Here is an 18839-nt window from a genome sequence, read left to right on the forward strand (position 1 = left end):
GTAGCGTGCCTAATAAGGCAATGGGCATAAACGGGAGAGAGAATGTAATGGGAAATAATTCAGCAAGCTTACTGCGTCGGTTAAATCCATATTGTGCTCAGGCGCTTGCCGCCGCCGCCACCTTATGCCAAACCCGCGCCCATGCGGAAATCACGGTAGAACACTGGCTGCTCAAGCTGTTAGAGCAGGGCGAAGGCGACATTACGGTGATCGCTCGCCGTTACGAATGGGACATGGACGGCCTATGGCAGGGGTTGCTGAATCATTTAGAAAGTCTTCCGCATACCATTCAGGGAAAACCACAGCTCTCTGACAAGCTCCAACAGCTGATCAAAAATGCGTGGCTAGATGCATCGTTGCAGGAAAATACCGACGCCGTGCGCTCCTCTCATCTGCTCGCCGCGCTGATTAATAAGCCTAATTTACTGGCGACGGACGCCGTTTGGCCGTTGCTGAGTATCAGCACCACGCAGCTTTCTCGTTTGCTGCCACTGTTAGATGCCCAGTCGGAAGAACGCCCTGAGCTGCAAACTGGATTGCAGCACTCGCAGCATCATTCTGAACATTATTCTGAAGCGCAGCCGACGCCGAATGCCGAATCGGCCTCGGGTCAACCCAACGCCAGCGGCGTTTCGCCGATGCAGGAAGCGCATCTGGCGGTGCTCAACAAATTCACCCTCGACGTCACCGAAAAAGCTCGTTCGGGCGGTATCGACCCGGTATTTGGGCGTGATATGGAAATTCGCCAGATGGTCGATATTCTTTCCCGCCGCCGCAAAAATAACCCGATTCTGGTGGGCGAACCCGGCGTGGGTAAAACCGCGCTGGTGGAAGGTTTAGCGCTGCGTATTGCCGAAGGCAATGTGCCAGACAGCTTAAAAACCGTGAGTGTACGCACGCTGGATCTCGGTTTGCTACAGGCGGGTGCGGGCGTGAAAGGTGAATTCGAACAACGGCTGAAAAACGTCATTGAAGCAGTACAGCAAGCGCCCGAACCGGTGCTGCTGTTTATTGACGAAGCGCACACCATTATCGGCGCGGGCAATCAGGCCGGTGGCGCAGATGCCGCTAACCTGCTGAAACCGGCGCTGGCTCGTGGTGAACTGCGCACCATTGCGGCCACTACCTGGTCTGAATACAAACAATATTTCGAGCGCGACGCCGCGCTAGAACGCCGTTTCCAGATGGTCAAAGTGGACGAGCCCGACGATGAGATGGCGTGCCTGATGCTGCGCGGTTTAAAAGAGCGATACGCAACCCATCACGGCGTGCATATTCAAGATGCGGCGGTGAAAGCGGCGGTCACGCTGTCGCGCCGTTATATCACCGGACGACAACTGCCGGACAAAGGCGTCGATTTACTGGATACCGCCAGCGCCCGCGTGCGTATGAGCTTGGATACCGTGCCTGAACAGCTCACCCAGATTAACGCCCAGTTAGCGTCGCTGGAGATGGAAAAACTGGCTATCGAGCAAGATTTAGTGCTCAGCAGCGGCGCCGACAGTGAACGACTTGGCACGATTGAAAAACTGAGCGCTGAATTGCTCAGCCAACAGGCGCAGCTCGATGCCCAATATCAGCAAGAGCGCGAGCTTACCCAAACGCTGCTGGAAGTGCGCCAAGATCTCAGCCGCCAGTCCGAACGCGCCGCTATTCAACAGCAACTGAGCGAAATTCAGGGCAATCAGCCGCTGCTTTCTCTCGACGTTGACGTGCGCACCGTGGCGAACGTGATCGCCGACTGGACGGGCGTGCCGCTGGGCAGCTTGTTGAAAGATGAACAAACCAGCCTGCTACAGCTGGAAGATCAGCTGGGCGAACGCGTTATCGGCCAACCGGCTGCGCTAGGCGCGCTGGCGCAGCGGTTACGCGCCGCAAAAACCGGTTTAACCTCGGAGAACGGCCCGCTCGGCGTATTCCTGTTGGTTGGCCCGAGCGGCGTGGGCAAAACCGAGAGCGCATTGGCGCTGGCCGATGACCTGTTCGGCGGCGAAAAATCCCTGATCACGATTAATATGTCCGAGTATCAAGAGGCGCACACAGTTTCCCAGCTTAAGGGCTCACCTCCGGGCTACGTGGGCTATGGTCAGGGCGGGATTTTGACCGAGGCGGTGCGCAAGCGACCGTACAGCGTGGTGCTGCTCGACGAAGTTGAGAAGGCGCATCGCGACGTTTTAAACCTGTTCTATCAGGTATTCGACCGTGGCTTTATGCGCGACGGCGAAGGGCGTGAGATCGACTTCCGCAATACTGTCATTTTAATGACCGCCAACTTGGGCAGCGATGAGCTGATGGCGCTGTTAGAACAACAGCCAGAGGCCTCGGACGGCATGCTGCAAGAGCTGCTGCGTCCGATCCTACGCGATCATTTCCAGCCTGCCTTACTCGCCCGTTTCCAGACTTTGATTTATCGCCCGCTAGACGCCGTGGCGCTCCGCCGCATTGTGTCCATCAAATTAGGGCAGGTGGCGAAGCGTCTTCAGCGACATTACGGGCTAACCTGCCACATCGAAGAGAGCCTGATGGACACGCTGGTCGAGGCCTGTCTGCTGCCGGATACCGGCGCGCGCAACATCGACAGCCTGCTTAACCAGCAGATCTTACCGGTGCTTTCTCAGCAGCTATTACAGCGTTTAGCGCAGCAGCGAAAACCGAACAGCCTGACATTGGGTTACAACGACGAAGACGGCATTACGCTGGATTTTGGTGAAAAAGAGAGCGGTGACGAAGATCGCGGTGATGAACTGAACGCTGACAAAAAGAATGCTAACTCAGACGGCGAGATAACCGCCGAAGCGAGGGTGACATGTTAAATACTGCGGCTCAACTGATGTTTGACCACAGCCACCATGTGCTGAAGGTCTGGGACAATACGGCTCCGCTGGACGTGTTGGCGTTCACTGGCGAAGAGCATCTCAGCCAGCCTTATCGCTACACCATTGAATTCACCAGCTCGGCCAAAGACATCCAGCCCGCGCAGATGCTGATGCAGGACGCCATATTCACTCTGAACGCCACGCCGAATGCGCTGGCCTCTTTAGGTGCCGCGTTGTCGATGACGCCGCCGGTTATGCAGGCGCTGCGCACGGTGCACGGGGTGATCCAGCGCTTCAAGCGTTTGTCGACTTCACGCGATGAAAGCCGCTATGAAGTCACTTTGGTTCCGCGTTTGGCGCTGCTGGCGAAAAGCCATCAGCACGCGATTTACCAAAACCTCTCGGTGCCGGAGATCGTGGAAAAGATCCTGCGCGATCGCCACGGTTTCAAAGGGCAAGATTTCCTGTTCACGCTGGCGCACACCTATCCAAAACGTGAACTGGTGATGCAGTACGGCGAAAACGATCTGCAATTTATCAGCCGCCTGCTGGCCGAAATCGGCATCTGGTTCCGCTTCACCGCCGACCCTAAACTCAATATCGACGTCGTGGAATTCTATGACGATCAACAGCATTACCAGTTTGGCACCAGCCTGCCGCTGCGTAATCCGTCGGGCATGAATGACGTCGGCGTTGAATCGGTGTGGGGCTTAACCAGCGCTCATCAGGTGGTCGAAAACCGCGTCACCACCCGAGACTACAACTATCGCCAAGCCCAATCGTGGATGGATGGCGACGTTGACGTTACCCGCGGCGACAAAACCACCTACGGCGAAGCCTATCACTATGCGGATAATTATCTGGCGGCGGGCGACAAAAACAGCCCACAGTCTGAGTCAGAGAGCGGTGCGTTCTATGCGCGCCTGCGTCATGAACGCTATCTGAATCAACAAACCCTGCTGCACGGTTTCACCACTTCGGCGGCGCTGTCGCCGGGGCAGGAGCTCAAAGTGGATGGCGATGCGCCCGAGGCGTTCCGCCAAGGTGCGGTGATCGTGGCTATCAGCAGCAAAGCGCGCCGTGACCAAAGCTACGAAGTTGAATTCACCGCCATCCCGTATTCTGAAAACGTCTGTTTCCGCCCAGAACCTAGCGCCAAGCCAGTGATGGCGGGCACCATTCCGGCTCGCGTCACCAGCACCGTGGTGAATGACACCTACAGCCACATCGACAAAGATGGTCGCTACCGCGTGTCGTTTGATTTTGACCGCGACGAGTGGCAGGCCGGATGTGAAAGCCTATGGGTACGCCAAGCGCGGCCGTATGCCGGTGACACCTACGGTCTACATGCACCGCTGCTGGCGGGCACTGAAGTGGCGATTGCGTTCGAGGAGGGCAACCCCGACCGACCGTACATCGCCTACGCGCTGCACGACTCCAAACACGGCGACCACGTCACGCTGCAAAACTACAAACGCAACGTGCTGCGCACTCCCGCTAACAACAAACTGCGCCTCGACGACGAACGCGGCAAAGAGCACATCAAACTCAGCACCGAATACGGCGGCAAAACCCAGCTCAACCTCGGCCATTTGGTTGACAGCCAAAAACAACAGCGCGGCGAAGGCTTCGAACTGCGCACCGACGACTGGGGCGCGATAAGGGCGGGCAAGGGGATTTTCATCAGCGCCGACGGCCAGCCAAAGGCGGGTGGGAAGGTGTTGGAGATGGATCAGGCGGTAAGCTTGATCAAGGGAGCCATAAGCCAAATGACGGATTGGGGAACCATCACCCAGTCCCATCACAATTTGCAGCCTGAAAGCGAGAGTTTAAAAAACTATCTGACACAAGCAACGCAGCTAACCGGTGCGGCACTTCTGATGAGTGCACCACAGGGAATAGGTGCCGTCAGCCCAGAAACCGTGATGTTACAAAGCGGCAAAGCGCTCTATCTGCAAAGCCAAGGAGAGATAAACTTAGCGAGCGCACAGCGTATTTCTGCAAATTCAAGTCAGGCAATATCGCTATTGGCTCAGCAGGAAGGTATGCGTTTAGTTTCAGGTAAAGGCGCATTAACCATTGAATCCCATGCTGATACGATGGCCTTAACCGCACTGAAAGACGTTACCATACAGTCGGTGCAAGGGCATCTACAGTTGACTGCAAAAAACGGTATCACTATTGGCTGCGGCGGGGCTTATATTCGTTTAACGCCACAGGGTGAGATTGAGATTCACGGGCCAAGCCGTTTAAGTTTGAAAGGTACACACGTTTGGGATACGCCTGCAAGTGAGGATTTTCCTCTACCCGAGCTCCCTCAATCGGTGTGCAAAGAGTGTTTGAAAAAGGCACAGGAAGAAGCTGCCGGATTTGTATTGCGTCAATAGAAGGAACGAAAACGTGAGTGAAAAACGCCAGCTTTGGCTGTCTCAAATCGAAAAAGTGTGTACGACGACGGATTTAAACTATATCGATATTCTTGTCGATCAGGCTGCTTGGCAGCAGCCCATAGTCTCGTCCTTGCAGCGTATGCAACCAGAAATAAAATGGTTTTCGTTATTCGATGATACGCCCGAAGAGGGGCTGCTTGAACAAGCCCCTTTGCTTATGCGTGTTCAACTGGATATATGGCAGCATAAAGCATGGCTGTCTGAGCTAATGGAACATTTCTCTGGAACCCCAAGACTGTTAATGCTGGTTTCACCACTCTCTTTTGATCTGCTGTGCGAGCACTTGAAAAAAATATCCGTCGCTAAATGGGGGGAACAATTTGGCCTGTTGCGTTTTTATGATACCCGCGTATTTCCTCTTTTAGCAACGGATGTTTTTAATCTTGAACAAAAGAAACGGCTAACGGATATTGCCCTTTTTTGGAGCTGGATGGATAGGGATAAATCACCGGTTTGGCTGGCTGGCAGTTTTAATCCAGAAGTGAATTTTGTCATGAGTGATTTTGAGATATCTCTGGATGATAATCAGTTTGAGAGAATTGCCTGTATGAGTGATGCCGAAAATATTGCCAGCTCAGAACGGTTTCGCAATAACGCCTTTTCCAAGGAACATAATTTCTCCCATTACTATCGTGTGGCAGTGCGCATAACCGAACAAGGTTTTCTTGGCGATATTGCTGACTTTATCGAGCAGCACCATTTAGAGTGCTAATACTCACTCATCTTTATAACAAGGACGTCATAAAATGAAAAAAACGATAGTGGTAAGAAATTTGGTCATGCTTGTCACATTATTAACCTCAGGGACGGTGGTTTCTGGTGAAAGCTCCAGTGGCGCAAATTTAACCGGAGTGAACCATACCCAAAAGGGAATTAGCAGTTTTATGGTCAATGATTATAGGGGGCAAATGGGCGGGTATAGCTGTTGTATAATGCTTCCTGATCAATGGCGGCCGGGTCTAAAAGTAGAAGTTAAATGGGTGTCAGACCCCAATCCCAACGAGAAACTACCACCACTGGGTACTGATGAATACAGAACCTCTTACGCGAAACATGCTGCTAATTATAAAAATCATAGTGAGGTAGTAGATATACCTAAATATAACCAAGCATGTGATTTAGTTATTCATTTTTTACCTTGCGATCAAGTTAAAGCAACGGCGATATGTTCCGTATATGGTAGAGAGGACTACCCAATAAAAGAACCATTGAATATGCCGGAGCCGAAAAAATGTCCGAGATAAATATCATGCGTACCATTATGACTATTTATTAAAATGTGGAGTAAATAACCATAATGGTGCTAATCCAAATAGGAGAGGGTGATGAATAAAACATTAAGGAATTGCGGTGGCATGCTGGTGCTGTTGACGCTATTGACGGCCGGTTGCTCATTCGCCAGTGACGATGATATGACTGGTGGGAATTTAAGGGGAGTGAATCATACAAAACAAGGGGTAACTCGATTTTCAGTAAATGGTTACGGCGGTTTTGTTGGGGGAAATACATGTTGTGTTTTGTTACCTAATAAATGGAATCCGGGTATGAGTGCGGTGGTTAAATGGAGTGTAGATCCAAAACCATATGAACGATTACCGCCTTTAGGAACGGACGAGTATAGGAAGGCTTATGCGGAGCATGCATCGCGTTATACAAGTCATAGTGCGATGGTTCAGATACCGAAATATGGCGAGAAAAGGTGTGGTCTAACAGTGCATTTTTTGCCCTGTAATAACGTTAAAGTCACAACATCATGCTGGGGATATGGTAGCCCCGAATACCCAATAAAAGAACCTTTAAATATGTCGGAGCCAAAAACATGTCTGAGATAAATGCCGTGAGTGCCATTATGACTATTTATTAAAGTGTGAAGTAAATAGCTATAATGGTACTAATCCAAACAGGAGAGGGTGATGAATAAAACATTAAGGAATTGCGGTGGTGTACTGATGCTGCTGGCTCTGTTGACGACAGGATTTACTGCAGCAGCGAGAGATGGAGCCTCTAGTGGAGCAAATTTAACCGGTGCGAATCACACTCAAAAAGAGATCACTAGTTTTACGGCAAATGGATATAGAGGGCAAGTGGGAGGCTATACCTGCTGTGTTATGCTGCCAGATAAATGGGTGTCTGGAATGAAGGTAAATATTGAATGGAAATCAGCTTCTAAAAATATACATTCATTTCCTGGCTATGCTGATGAGAAAAAATATAAAGAATGGGAAAAGAGTGTAAAGGATGATTATGTATTTCATTCTGCGGTAGTGAATATTCCTAGATATGATAATGATAGCTGTGGATTAACTGTGCATTTTTTACCCTGCAACAAAGTTAAAGCAACGACATCCTGCTGGGCAGATGGAAATAAAAACAATCCAATAAAAGAGCCATTGAATATGCCGGAGCCAAAAACATGTCCGAGATAAATACTGTTGGTGCCATTATGACTATTTATTAAAGTGTGAAGTAAATAACCATAATGATGCTAATCCAAACAGGAGAGGGTAATGAATAAAATATTAAGGAATTGCGGTGGTGTACTGATGCTGCTGGCTCTGTTGACGACAGGATTTACTGCAGCTGCGAGAGATGGAGCTTCTAGTGGAGCAAATTTAACCGGTGTGAACCACACTCAAAAAGAGATCACTAGTTTTACGGTAAATGGATATAGAGGGCAAGTGGGAGGCTATACCTGCTGTGTTATGCTCCAAGACAAATGGGTATCTGGAATGAAGGTAAATATAGAATGGAAATCAGCCTCTAAAAATACGCATTCGTTTCCTGGCTATGCTGATGAGAGAAAATATAAAGAATGGGAAAAGAGTGTAAAGGATGATTATGTATTTCATTCTGCAGTAGTAGATATTCCTAAATATAGCAAAGCGTGTGATTTGGTTATTCATTTTCTACCCTGCGATCAAGTCAAAGCTACTGCGGCATGTTCTGTTTACGGTAGAGGTGACTACCCAATAAAAGAACCATTAAATATGCCGGAGCCGAAAACATGTCAATAACAACTAATAAAAGCTCAGTCTGTGCTCCACCATTATTCCCTTCAGTAGGACGATTTCCGACGTCTAAACTTCAAGTTGAAGAAAACTATAATAAGCAAAAAAAAGAAGAAAATCGTTTTTTACTTCAATGCAGTGAGTCTGCAGGAAAAAAAACAGGCTTCACCTGCAGCCAAAGCTTGCATGTCAGCCTATTTTTTGATGGTACAGGGAATAATGATAAAAACGATAGTGAGAAGAAAGATGACAAGATCCCACATCCCACAAATATAGCGAAGCTTTTCCATGCATCGTTGTTAGCCGAAGATGCAAAGTTAAAAGGTTATTTCTCCTATTATATGCCGGGGGTTGGCACGCCATTTCCAGATATTGGAGAGATGGACTATAGCGGTGATGGTTTAAAGTATGCTTCTGGTGGAGAAGACCGAATTAATTGGGCATTACTGCAGCTAGTCCATGCACTTTCGATTTCGTTAGGTGATGCGCCTTTAGCTGCGGAAAAAATGAAAACAACGATTGCTGATATGCGTGCCCATTGGCCGCTTACCGGTGAGGTGAATCGTCGTAACGCGTTTAATAATTTGCTAGAGCCCCTTCGTAGCAAGATCGATACAGCAAATCCTAAAATATTGGCGATTAAACTTTTCGTCTATGGCTTTTCTCGCGGAGCGGCGGAGGCGCGCACCTTTGTAAACTGGCTAAGCGAAATGTTTACAACTCCGAAGGGCGCTGAACTGCCGGAGCAAACTATTTTAGGATTGCCGCTTAGCATTGAGTTTCTCGGTATTTTGGATACCGTACCCTCAGTAGGTATTGCGCACGTTGCGCCTTTTGCCGCAGGCCATATGGGCTGGGCGGATGGCACTCAGCAATTGCCTGATGAAAAAAAATATCCTGACTATGTGAAATGCTGCCAGCACTTCGTGGCCGCCCATGAGCAGCGCTTAAGCTTCCCCCTCGATACAATCCGCAGGCCAAATGGCACATACCCGAGCTATGCAAAAGAGGTTATATACCCGGGTATGCACTCGGATATCGGCGGCGGATATCCTAAGGGAGATCAGGGTAAGGCGACAGGCGGGGATGGTGAATTGCTATCGCAAATTATATTGCATGATATGTATGCGGCCGCTTTTGACTCAGGGGCACCTCTATCAGTCCCAGAGAATCTTATCCCTGAGGGGATTAAGTCTAAGTCGCCGTCGTTCGCAATGTCATCTGACTCACTTATTGAGTTTCATGTATCTCCAATATTAGTTGGGCGGTTCAACGCATGGCGTGAAACTATCCTTTCTGAAAAAGAAACGCAGCAGAGTGGTGAAACTAAGACGGCAGTGGGCTATAAGCCTCATCTATTAAGCCATTCACTTGAAACCAAGATTGAGGAGCAGATGGGGTGGATCACCGCGTGGCGTATTGGGCGTTATGCACGTGGTAGCTACCAAGTGCAGGGCTTTTATACAAATGCCACGCAGTGGGATGCTGAGACGCAAAAACGGAAGAAAGACGAATATGACGAGGCAGTAAGCGAAATCAAGCAATCTAGACAGACCAAGCGAAAAGATTCAAACGACTCTATCCCAACCGCAGGTATAAACAAGCAGGGTATTCCAGAGTTTGAACCCACTTTGGATAAGCAGCAGCTACGCGAAGCCGCCCGTGAGTTTGAACACGATTATTACGATTGGAATCGTGAGCAAAATAGCGTGGCACAGGTGATCCTCGATACGATCCCAAAATATGCCATATACCTTATTAACAGCGATGATGAGCAAGTTGAATACGACGAGATGAAAAAGGCTGGCGAGGGGTTATATTCCAAATTATTTATCGATCGACTGGGAAGCGTGACCAAAGATCCGCAAATGGCCTTGGTTTGTGCGCTATATGATGAGCAAATTCATGATTCCCGCGCGTGGTTTATGCATTCTACTTTAAATTCCCGAGAGCCTTGGGCAGGCTATTTTCGCTATCGCATGATCTACAGCGGTAATGAAAACAATAAAGATCTGTCTCTGATTGCCGTTGCAGGCCAAGTTGTTGGTGCGGCAACGTTGGTCGGTGGCGTGATTTATACGGTGAAGCAGAAAAACGTGCAGAACGTGCTCGGTGGCGTGGCGGGAACCATCGGCGTGATGTCGGCAGAGTATAAAATTGTTGATTTAGCGACGGGATTAGATGTGCCACTGCTCCCGAATGCGATGGATCTGCTTGCGCCGACCAAGAATATTGGTGCACTTGTCAGCAGCCAAAAACAGCAGGCGATAGGCGCTCAGCACAATCAGAGAATGGATTATCTGAGTAGCTATCTCGGCATTGATGAACCCAGTGATGTGACTAAAGTGGCATAGGGGGTTGAAATGAAAAAGGTGATTCGTGTGGGTGACACCTTGAAAGAATATGGTGGCAAAGTGACGGGCGGCAGTTATAACGCCTTCGGCAAGCCGATATCCTGCGTGGGTGACAGCGCGGTATGTAATAAACATGGTGCAACCCGCATTGCTCAAGGCGCATCGGGCAGCACGATTAATGGAAAGGCCGTAGCGTTGGACGGCCACCGTTGCGAATGTGGTTGTACGCTGGTTAGCTCGTTGGCTCAGATGGATATTGCACCATGAAATTTCCGCCAGAATACCCCGATTATATCACCCCTGGGCCTATTCGTTGGCGACGATGGGGCATATTGCTCGCTGCTATTTGGTTAATCGGTTCGTTTCTGGCACTACTTCTACGTTCAACAGAGCAAGCTCCCTCCGGTTTGGCCTTTTGGTTTTTCATCATAGGTTTTCCTTCGTTATTTTGGGCACTTGCACTTGCTATCCGCTACCTACTGCTACAGATTGGATTGAAGAATCGCAGCAGCTATCAGCAGGTTGTTGAACAAGAGCAAAATGATTGGTGGCAAGAACGTTCTTTAGGTATTGCCATTGAAAAGGTTTACTTAATAGGCCCTTTAGGTGACGAGCAATCGTTATATTCAGGAATAATGACAGGAGGAACACCTGCTCCCAATAATCCCACGTTGTTATCTCTACGCTACCCACTGTTATTAAATATGCCCACGGTACGAGAACAGGGTTTAGCACATCATTTGGCTCAGCAGTTAATTAATAGTCCAGAAATAAAATCACGATGGCAAAGCCTTGCTTATATTAGCTGGTTTGGCGATGAGGCAAGTTTCCAGATATTTATTGAAACAATAAAGTCTGCGGTCAATAACATTTCATTTATACGATTAGATTTAAAGTGCATTGATGATATGGACCACGTTATTGATGTTTTCCAGCAGAGTATCGATGCTAATAAATGGATGCTTTGCGCAGGCACTTATAGTTTATCTCAATCTGCTGACGCTATTCCTGCGGGAGAGGCCGGTTTTGCTTGGATAGCGAGCCAAGCAGGAAACGCCCTTTTGCATCGTGCTGAGGAAATCGACGTTGCATCGGATGTAGAATCTGGTATGGCTGCTCGTCATCTAGAACGCTATGCCCATTTGGATGACATGCCTGAATGTTGCCTCGCGATGGACCAGAAAAGTATGGCTGAATTTCAGCCTGGAGGATGGTCGGCCATTGAACATATTCTTGCCCCTTATTGGGGGGCGCTAGGTGAAATATCTCCTTATATAGCGATATCAATGTCGCTTCTTCACACGCTAGATACGCAGCAGCCTTGTGGCTGGATGAGTCAGTGTACAGAAAATAAAATGGTTATTGGAGTGACCGTTCCTCATGGCAACCGATAAAAAGATAATCCGAGTTCGTTGGTGCGTTTAGTTATAGGTTATTTAATCGTTATTTTCCTATTGGTGCTTATTGGCGTCCTTCTATATTTATTTGTTGGACCCTACTTTAAATTTCCAGAATTATCTTTGCCAACGTTATTATTATGGGGCGTAGGGTGCTGGTTTATACTGAGCTGGTTTTGTCCTTTGTTTATTTTTATTTGGGATAGGCTTGCCCGTTCACGTGTTTTGTCAGATATAAAAACGAAAAAAAATGTAGAGACAAAAAAAAGAAGGTGCTTGGGTACAACTTATCACCCACCTCCGCGCCCGCCACGGCCTCCTATGGCGCAATAAAATTCGTATCCTACTAGTCGTTGGGGAAAACGCGGCGGCGGAAGCTATCGCGCCGGGGTTAACCACTCAGCACTGGCTGGAGGGGCAGGGCACATTATTGCTGTGGGGCGGTGGTGTGCAGGCGGAGCCGGATGAGGCGTGGTTGTTGGGGCTGCGTAAGCTGCGCCGTCGCCGTCCGTTGGATGGCGTGGTGTGGGTGATGAATGAACAGCAGAGCGCACAGGCTGGCGTTATCGATCAGGGCTGTCGTCAGTTGCAAAAACGTGGGCAGATTTTAAAGCAGCAGGCACCGGTTTATCTGTGGCAGGTGTGTGACAGCGCGTGGCAGCAGGATGACCGTATTACCCAGCCTGTAGGGTGTTTGTTCCCCGAGAAAAACTCGCCCGAGAAGTTAGCCGCCAGTTTGCAGAAGCTGGTCGCGCCGCTGCGTCAGCGCGGTATGACGCAGGTGTTGTTGAAAAACAGCCATGACTTTTTATTACGTCTGGCAAATCGTTTAGAGCGTAAGGGCATTGTCCATTGGCAGCAGGCGTTAACGCCGATGCTGCGCGAATATGCGACGGCGCTGTCGCTGCGTGGGCTGATGTTTAGTTTGCCGCTGGCGGCGAAATCTGGCGTTGCTCAGCATGGCTGGTTGCCGGATGCGGCGTGGCAGGGCGTGTTGAACGATCGCGCAGTGCGCGGTCGTCGGGTCGGGTTCTCTTGGGAGCAGAGCGCTTATTATGCCGTGATGGCGCTGGCGCTGCTGTGGTTCGCGGGCAGTATCCTGTCGTTTTTCACCAACCGTTCACAGATTGCCACGGTGCGCGATCAGGTTGATTTGCTGAATAAATCCAATGCTAAACCGATGGAACAGCTGGTTGCGCTACAGCTGTTTGGTAATACGCTCGGCCAGTTACAGTATCGGGCTGCGCATACGGTGCCGTGGTATCAACAGTTTGGATTAAGCCAAAATGACGCGCTAGAAAGCGCGTTGTGGCCGCACTATGATGCGGCGAGTCTGCGGTTGATCCGCGGGCAGGCCGCCGACGAGCTGCATCGTAACCTCAGTGAAATGGCTGCGCTGCCGCCCGATAGTCCTAAGCGTGCCAAGCTGGCACGTGCCGGATACGACAGCCTGAAAGCCTATTTGATGATGGCGAATCCAGACAAAGCCGACGCCGAATTTCTTACCCGCGTGCTGAGCGCCAATGAGCCTACGCGCACCGGCGTTGCCCCCGGTCTGTGGCAGGGAATGGCGCCAAGCCTGTGGACGTTTTATGCCGAAAATCTGCCCGCTCATCCTGAGTGGCGCATTAAGCCTGATACCGCACTGGTGGCGCAGGTTCGGCAGGTATTGCTCAATCAGATTGGGCAGCGTAACGCCGAAGCCACGCTGTATCAGAACATGTTGCAGTCCGTCGCGCAAAACTACGCGGATATGGGGCTAGCGCAGATGGTGGGTGATACCGATGCGCAGTTGCTGTTTACCACTGAGCAGGTGGTGCCGGGGATGTTTACGCGTCAGGCGTGGGACGGTCAGGTGCAGAAAGCCATCGATGATGCGGTGTCGTCGCGCCGTGAAGAGATCGACTGGGTGCTGAGCGATAACAAACATCCTGCCTCGGCGGATGTCTCTCCTGACGCGCTCAAAGCGCGCCTTACCGAGCATTACTTCACCGATTTTAGCGGTGCGTGGTTGGATTTCTTAAACAGCCTGCACTGGAAGAAAGCACAGAATTTATCTGATGTGACCGACCAACTTACCCTGATGAGCGATGTACGCCAGTCGCCGCTGATCGCGTTGCTGAATACGTTGGCCTATCAGGGACAAACCGGACAGCGCGGCGAAGCGCTATCGGATTCGTTGATGAAATCGGCGCAAAACCTGCTGCATAAAGAGAAAACGCCGGTAATCGATCAGCGCGTCAGCGGGCCAACAGGGCCGCTGGATAGCACCTTCGGGCCTTTGCTCTCGCTGATGGGCAAGGGCACCACCACGAACGGCGTGATGAATGCCGATAGTTCGCTGAGCCTGCAAACCTTTTTAACTCGCGTTACGCGGGTGCGGTTGAAGCTGCAACAGGTGGCGAACGCGTCCGATCCGCAGCAGATGACTCAGCAAATGGCACAGACGGTGTTTCAAGGTAAAACGGTCGATCTGACGGAAACGCAGGATTACGGCAGCCTGATGGCGGCCAGTCTGGGCGAAGAGTGGAGCGGCTTTGGCCGTGAAATGTTTGTGCAGCCGCTGACTCAGGCGTGGCAAACGGTGCTGCAACCTTCTGCCGCCAGCTTAAATACCCAGTGGCAAACCTCGATTGTGGCGAACTGGAACAGCGCTTTTGCTGGGCGCTATCCGTTTGCCAGCAGCGGCAATGACGCTTCGCTGCCGATGCTCGGCCAGTTTATTCGCGCTAATTCAGGGCGAATTGAACAGTTCCTCACGCGCCAGCTAGCGGGCGTGCTGCACAAAGAGGGCAACACGTGGGTACCGGATCAAATCAACAGTCAGGGGCTTCAGTTTAATCCTGAGTTTTTACAGGCTATCAACCAGCTAAGCCAACTGGCAGACGTGCTGTTCACCGACGGCAGCCAAGGCGTGCACTTTGAGCTGCGCGCCCAGCCTGCGCGCAACGTGGTAGAAACTAATCTGGCGATCGACGGTCAACGCCTGCGCTATTTCAACCAGATGGAAAGCTGGCAGAGCTTTAACTGGCCGGGGGCCACCTACCAGCCAGGCGTGATGCTGACGTGGACCAGCGTTAACGGCGGCGCTCGCCTGTTCGGCGACTATCAGGGCAGTTGGGGGCTAATCCATTGGCTAGAAAAAGCCAAAGTCACCAAGCTGGACGAAAGCAGCTACCGCTTAGCGCTGGATACGCCGGATGGCCTAACGCTCTCGTGGATCCTGCGTACCCAACTGGGCAGCGGCCCATTAGCGCTGCTGAAACTGCGCGGGTTTAGCCTGCCGAGCAAAATTTTCGTGGTGAATGCGGGCGCGTCAGAGGCGATGGTCAGTAATAACAGCGCGTTGGAGGATGAATAATGCTACAGGGATTAATCGCAGCCAGCATGAACGGGCGCGATGCTTTGGCATTGGCGGGCGAGCAGGTGGCGCTGTGGGACAAATGGCTGTTACCGATTAGCGCTGATGCGCCAGCGGGGGAAGACCCGGGCTACGACGATGATTTTCAGCGCATGCGCGAAGAGGTTAACCGCCTGTCGGGGGCTGACACCGATCTTATCTGTCAGTTAGCCGAAAAGCTGCTGACTACCGCGTGCAAAGACGTGCGGGTGGCAACCTATTACCTTTGGGCACGCCTGCATCGCGATGGAGAAACCGGGCTTGCCGATGGCTTAACGCTGCTGGCGGGCGTGGTGTCTCGCTTTAGCGATACGGTGCTGCCGCTGCGTGCGCATAGCCGCAAGGTGGCGATGGAATGGCTGACCAGCAGCAAAGTGCTGGATAGCCTGTCGCGTTATCCCGAAGTGGTGAAAGCCGATGTGGAGCGCACGGTGGCCGCGTTGGCGCTGTTGGACAGCGCAATGCAGGTGTGGCCAGAGGAGGAGCGTCCTTCGCTCGGCGGACTTTATTCGGCGCTGGATGCACGTTTAGCGCAGGCGGGCGGTCTAGATGCGGTGGTGCCGCAGAACAGCGCGCCAGCGGGGCAAAAGGAAGAAGCCGGTTCAACAATGGGCTTACCTACCCTCAAGCAGATCCAATCAGGACGTGATTTGCTCGATCAGGCACGGGAGCTGGCGCGTTACCTGCGCGATCAGCCGCAGGGCTGGCTGTCGAGCAGTCGGCTGATGAAAAGCCTGCGTTGGGATACGGTGCATCAGTTGCCGCCGCAGGATGCCTCGGGCAATACGCGTTTAACGCCGCCGCGGGCGGACAATCGCGCCCAGCTTAAACGTCTGTATATGCAGCAGAGTTGGAATGAGCTGCTGGAACAGGTTGAGCGTATGTATGCCGAAGGCGTGAATCATTTTTGGCTCGATTTGCAGTGGTATGCCTGCCAAAGCCTGAGCAAACAAGGCCATCCTTATGACGCGTGGGCCGATATCGTGAAGCGCGATTTGGGCATGTTCTTAGAGCGTTTGCCGGGGTTGGAAGAGATGACCTACAACGACGGCACGCCGTTTGCCGACGAGGTGACGCGCGACTGGATTGCTCAGCATGTGAGCGGCAATCAAGAGCAGTGGGCTGCGCCACCGGCGTCGACTCAGCCGCAGGGCGATGACGACGTGTTAGCGCTGGAAGGTGAAGCGCTGGCGCAGGCCGATAGCGATGGCGTTGAAGCCGCGCTGACGTGGCTAAGCACCCGCTCGGGCATTCATACCCCGCGCAATCGCTGGCTGCTGCGGTTGCTGATGGCGCGCATTGCCGAGCAGTACGGCAAAAATGAGATGGCGCTGCATCTGTTAACCGAGCTGGATATCAATCCGTCCCAGCTGACGCTAGCGGAATGGGAGCCTGCGCTGAGTTTCGAAGTAAAAGCTCGCCTGCTGAAACTGCTGCGCTTGAAATCGCAGCGTAACGATAGCGATAAAGCGGCGCTGGCGCGGCGTATGGAAACCTTGTTAGCCGGACTGGTGAACATCGATCCGGTGAGAGCCGCCGTGCTGTGTGGCTGATGTTGCCGCAGATTATTGCCTGATTTTGGTTTTACCTCCCCCGATTTTTTAACCTTTCTCATGAGAACACAATTCGCATGGATGACTTAACTCTGCGCTATTTTGAAGCAGAAATGCGCTATCTGCGTGAAGCAGGTAAAGAATTTGCCGAAGCGCATCCTGACCGCGCGGCCATGCTTAATCTGGATAAGGTGGGCGCACGCGATCCCTACGTGGAACGTCTGTTTGAAGGTTTTGCCTTCTTGATGGGGCGACTGCGCGAAAAGCTGGATGATGACTTGCCCGAACTCACCGAAGGATTAGTGAGTCTGCTGTGGCCGCATTATTTGCGCACCATCCCGTCGCTTTCCATCGTGGAGCTCTCGCCGGACTGGTCGCAGATGAAACACAGCGAGCGCGTGGCTCGTGGTTTTGAGGTGATGTCGCAGCCGGTGGGGCAGCAGAAAACCCGCTGTCGCTATAGCACCACGCAGGATCTCGATCTGCTGCCGTTAAATTTGTCTAAGGTGGGGCTGAGCACTGAGCCGGATGGTCGTTCGGTGATCCGTTTTCGCTTTGAATGCAGTGAGCTGGCCGACTGGGCGCAAATCGATCTTAGCCGCCTGCCGCTGTATTTGAACGCGGATAGTCCGGTGGCGAGCGCCCTGCATCAGGCGTTAACGCTGCAAACGCAGGCCATGTATCTGCGCTTACCGGAACGGCCTGATCGCCAGCGCATCGACGGCTACTTTTCGCCGCTGGGATTTGGCGAGCAGGACGGTCTGTGGCCAAAAGGAGAAAGTGCTTTTAGCGGCTATCAGCTGCTGTTGGAGTTTTTTACCTTACGGCAGAAATTCATGTTTGTCGGTTTGAACGGGCTGGAGCAGCTTGAACTGCCCGCCGCACTGCCGTGGTTTGAAATTGAGGTGGTGCTGAGCGAGCTGTGGCCATACGACATGCCGTTTGACGCTGAAAATCTGCGTTTGCACTGTGTTCCCGTGATTAATCTTTTCCCGCTAGAGGCCGATCCGCTGCGCCTTTCGCCGTTGGAAACCGATTACCTACTGCGCCCGATGCGCTTGCAGGATGGGCATACCGAGATCTATTCGGTCGACAGCGTCGTCTCTTCGAAACATACCGGACACCAAACCTACGTGCCTTTCAGTAGCTTCCGGCATAAAGGCGGCATGATGCGTTACGACGCGCCGGAGCGCTATTTCCATACGCGGGTGAAACGCGGTGCTTCTGGGCTGCACGATACGTGGCTGATCCTCGGCGGCGAAGCGTTCGACAGCGATAAGCTGCTGGCCGAAGAAAACCTGTCGCTGAGCCTGACCGGCACCAACGGTCAACTGCCGCGTAAGGCGCTGCAAAGCACGCTGCTGGATACCGTAGTTCAATCGACGCAAACCAAACTGTCGGTGCGTAATTTGTGCGCGCCAACCATGCCGTGCTATCCGCCGACGCGTGACCGTTTCCACTGGCGAGTATTAAGCCATCTGGGTTCGAATTTCCTGCCGATGATGGATAACGCCGAAGTGTTGCGCGGCACGCTTTCGCTGTATGACTGGACGGGCGACGAGCTTAACCGCCGTCGCTTAGCGGCGATTGTTGACGTGAAACATCATCTGATCCAGCGCTTTGAGAAGGGCTTTTTGCTGCGCGGCGTGGACATTGAAGTCACGCTGGATAGCAACGGTTTTTCCGGTGAGGGGGATATCAGCCTGTTTGGTGAAATGCTCAGCCGCTTCTTTGCGCTGTATGCCGATATTCATCTGTTCAACCAGCTTACGTTGATACTGCAACCTTCAGGGAAATGTCTGCAATGGAAAGAGAATCACAGTCAGCGCATTCCGGGCTAATAGCGGCACTGCAAGGGCGC

13 protein-coding genes are annotated in these 18839 nt (G+C 51.8%); all 13 read left to right on the forward strand.

The window, feature by feature from the left end; genetic code table 11:
• Positions 1–47 precede the first annotated feature (47 nt).
• The 13 genes from tssH (at position 48) to tssF (ending at position 18819) form a co-directional block, all read left to right on the forward strand.
• Positions 48–2813, forward strand: coding sequence for a type VI secretion system ATPase TssH (gene tssH, locus DSM2777_RS14000; protein WP_071889913.1), 2766 nt, complete (start codon positions 48–50; stop codon positions 2811–2813).
• Complete coding sequence (locus tag DSM2777_RS14005) at positions 2807–5203, forward strand: type VI secretion system Vgr family protein (RefSeq protein ID WP_061554274.1); 2397 nt, start codon at positions 2807–2809, stop codon at positions 5201–5203. Before tssH ends, DSM2777_RS14005 begins: the two co-directional genes overlap by 7 nt.
• A gap of 13 nt (positions 5204–5216) precedes the next feature.
• Positions 5217–5978, forward strand: a complete 762-nt coding sequence (locus DSM2777_RS14010) for a DUF4123 domain-containing protein (RefSeq protein ID WP_061554275.1) — start codon at positions 5217–5219, stop codon at positions 5976–5978.
• Positions 5979–6012: 34 nt separating this feature from the next.
• Entirely contained in the window at positions 6013–6510 is a 498-nt protein-coding gene (locus DSM2777_RS14015; protein WP_061554276.1) for a DUF3304 domain-containing protein, read from the forward strand.
• Between the two features lie 81 nt (positions 6511–6591).
• Positions 6592–7098: a DUF3304 domain-containing protein gene (locus DSM2777_RS23810; protein ID WP_071889915.1), complete on the forward strand. Its 507-nt coding sequence runs from the start codon at positions 6592–6594 to the stop codon at positions 7096–7098.
• Between the two features lie 81 nt (positions 7099–7179).
• On the forward strand, positions 7180–7692 hold the full coding sequence (locus DSM2777_RS14020; RefSeq protein WP_061554277.1) for a DUF3304 domain-containing protein: 513 nt from the start codon (positions 7180–7182) through the stop codon (positions 7690–7692).
• An 81-nt stretch (positions 7693–7773) separates the two neighbouring features.
• Positions 7774–8280: a DUF3304 domain-containing protein gene (locus DSM2777_RS14025; protein WP_061554278.1), complete on the forward strand. Its 507-nt coding sequence runs from the start codon at positions 7774–7776 to the stop codon at positions 8278–8280.
• Positions 8271–10628, forward strand: a complete 2358-nt coding sequence (locus DSM2777_RS14030) for a T6SS phospholipase effector Tle1-like catalytic domain-containing protein (RefSeq protein WP_064645467.1) — start codon at positions 8271–8273, stop codon at positions 10626–10628. Before DSM2777_RS14025 ends, DSM2777_RS14030 begins: the two co-directional genes overlap by 10 nt.
• Positions 10629–10637: 9 nt before the next feature.
• Positions 10638–10895 carry a PAAR domain-containing protein gene (locus DSM2777_RS14035; protein ID WP_046457902.1) on the forward strand — a complete coding sequence of 86 codons (258 nt, stop codon included), beginning with the start codon at positions 10638–10640 and terminating at the stop codon, positions 10893–10895.
• Positions 10892–12022, forward strand: a complete 1131-nt coding sequence (locus tag DSM2777_RS14040) for a hypothetical protein (protein WP_061554279.1) — start codon at positions 10892–10894, stop codon at positions 12020–12022. The genes DSM2777_RS14035 and DSM2777_RS14040 overlap by 4 nt, the downstream gene beginning before the upstream one ends.
• Before the next feature lie 292 nt (positions 12023–12314).
• The gene (locus DSM2777_RS14045; RefSeq protein WP_237087851.1) at positions 12315–15386 is read left to right on the forward strand and encodes an ImcF-related family protein; all 3072 of its coding nucleotides are present in this window, start codon (positions 12315–12317) and stop codon (positions 15384–15386) included.
• Positions 15386–16978, forward strand: coding sequence for a type VI secretion system protein TssA (gene tssA, locus DSM2777_RS14050; protein ID WP_061554280.1), 1593 nt, complete (start codon positions 15386–15388; stop codon positions 16976–16978). The genes DSM2777_RS14045 and tssA overlap by 1 nt, the downstream gene beginning before the upstream one ends.
• 77 nt (positions 16979–17055) lie before the next feature.
• Positions 17056–18819, forward strand: coding sequence for a type VI secretion system baseplate subunit TssF (tssF, locus tag DSM2777_RS14055; RefSeq protein ID WP_061554281.1), 1764 nt, complete (start codon positions 17056–17058; stop codon positions 18817–18819).
• Positions 18820–18839 lie beyond the last annotated feature (20 nt).

The organism is Obesumbacterium proteus (genome assembly GCF_001586165.1).
Taxonomy (GTDB): Bacteria; Pseudomonadota; Gammaproteobacteria; order Enterobacterales; family Enterobacteriaceae; genus Hafnia; species Hafnia protea.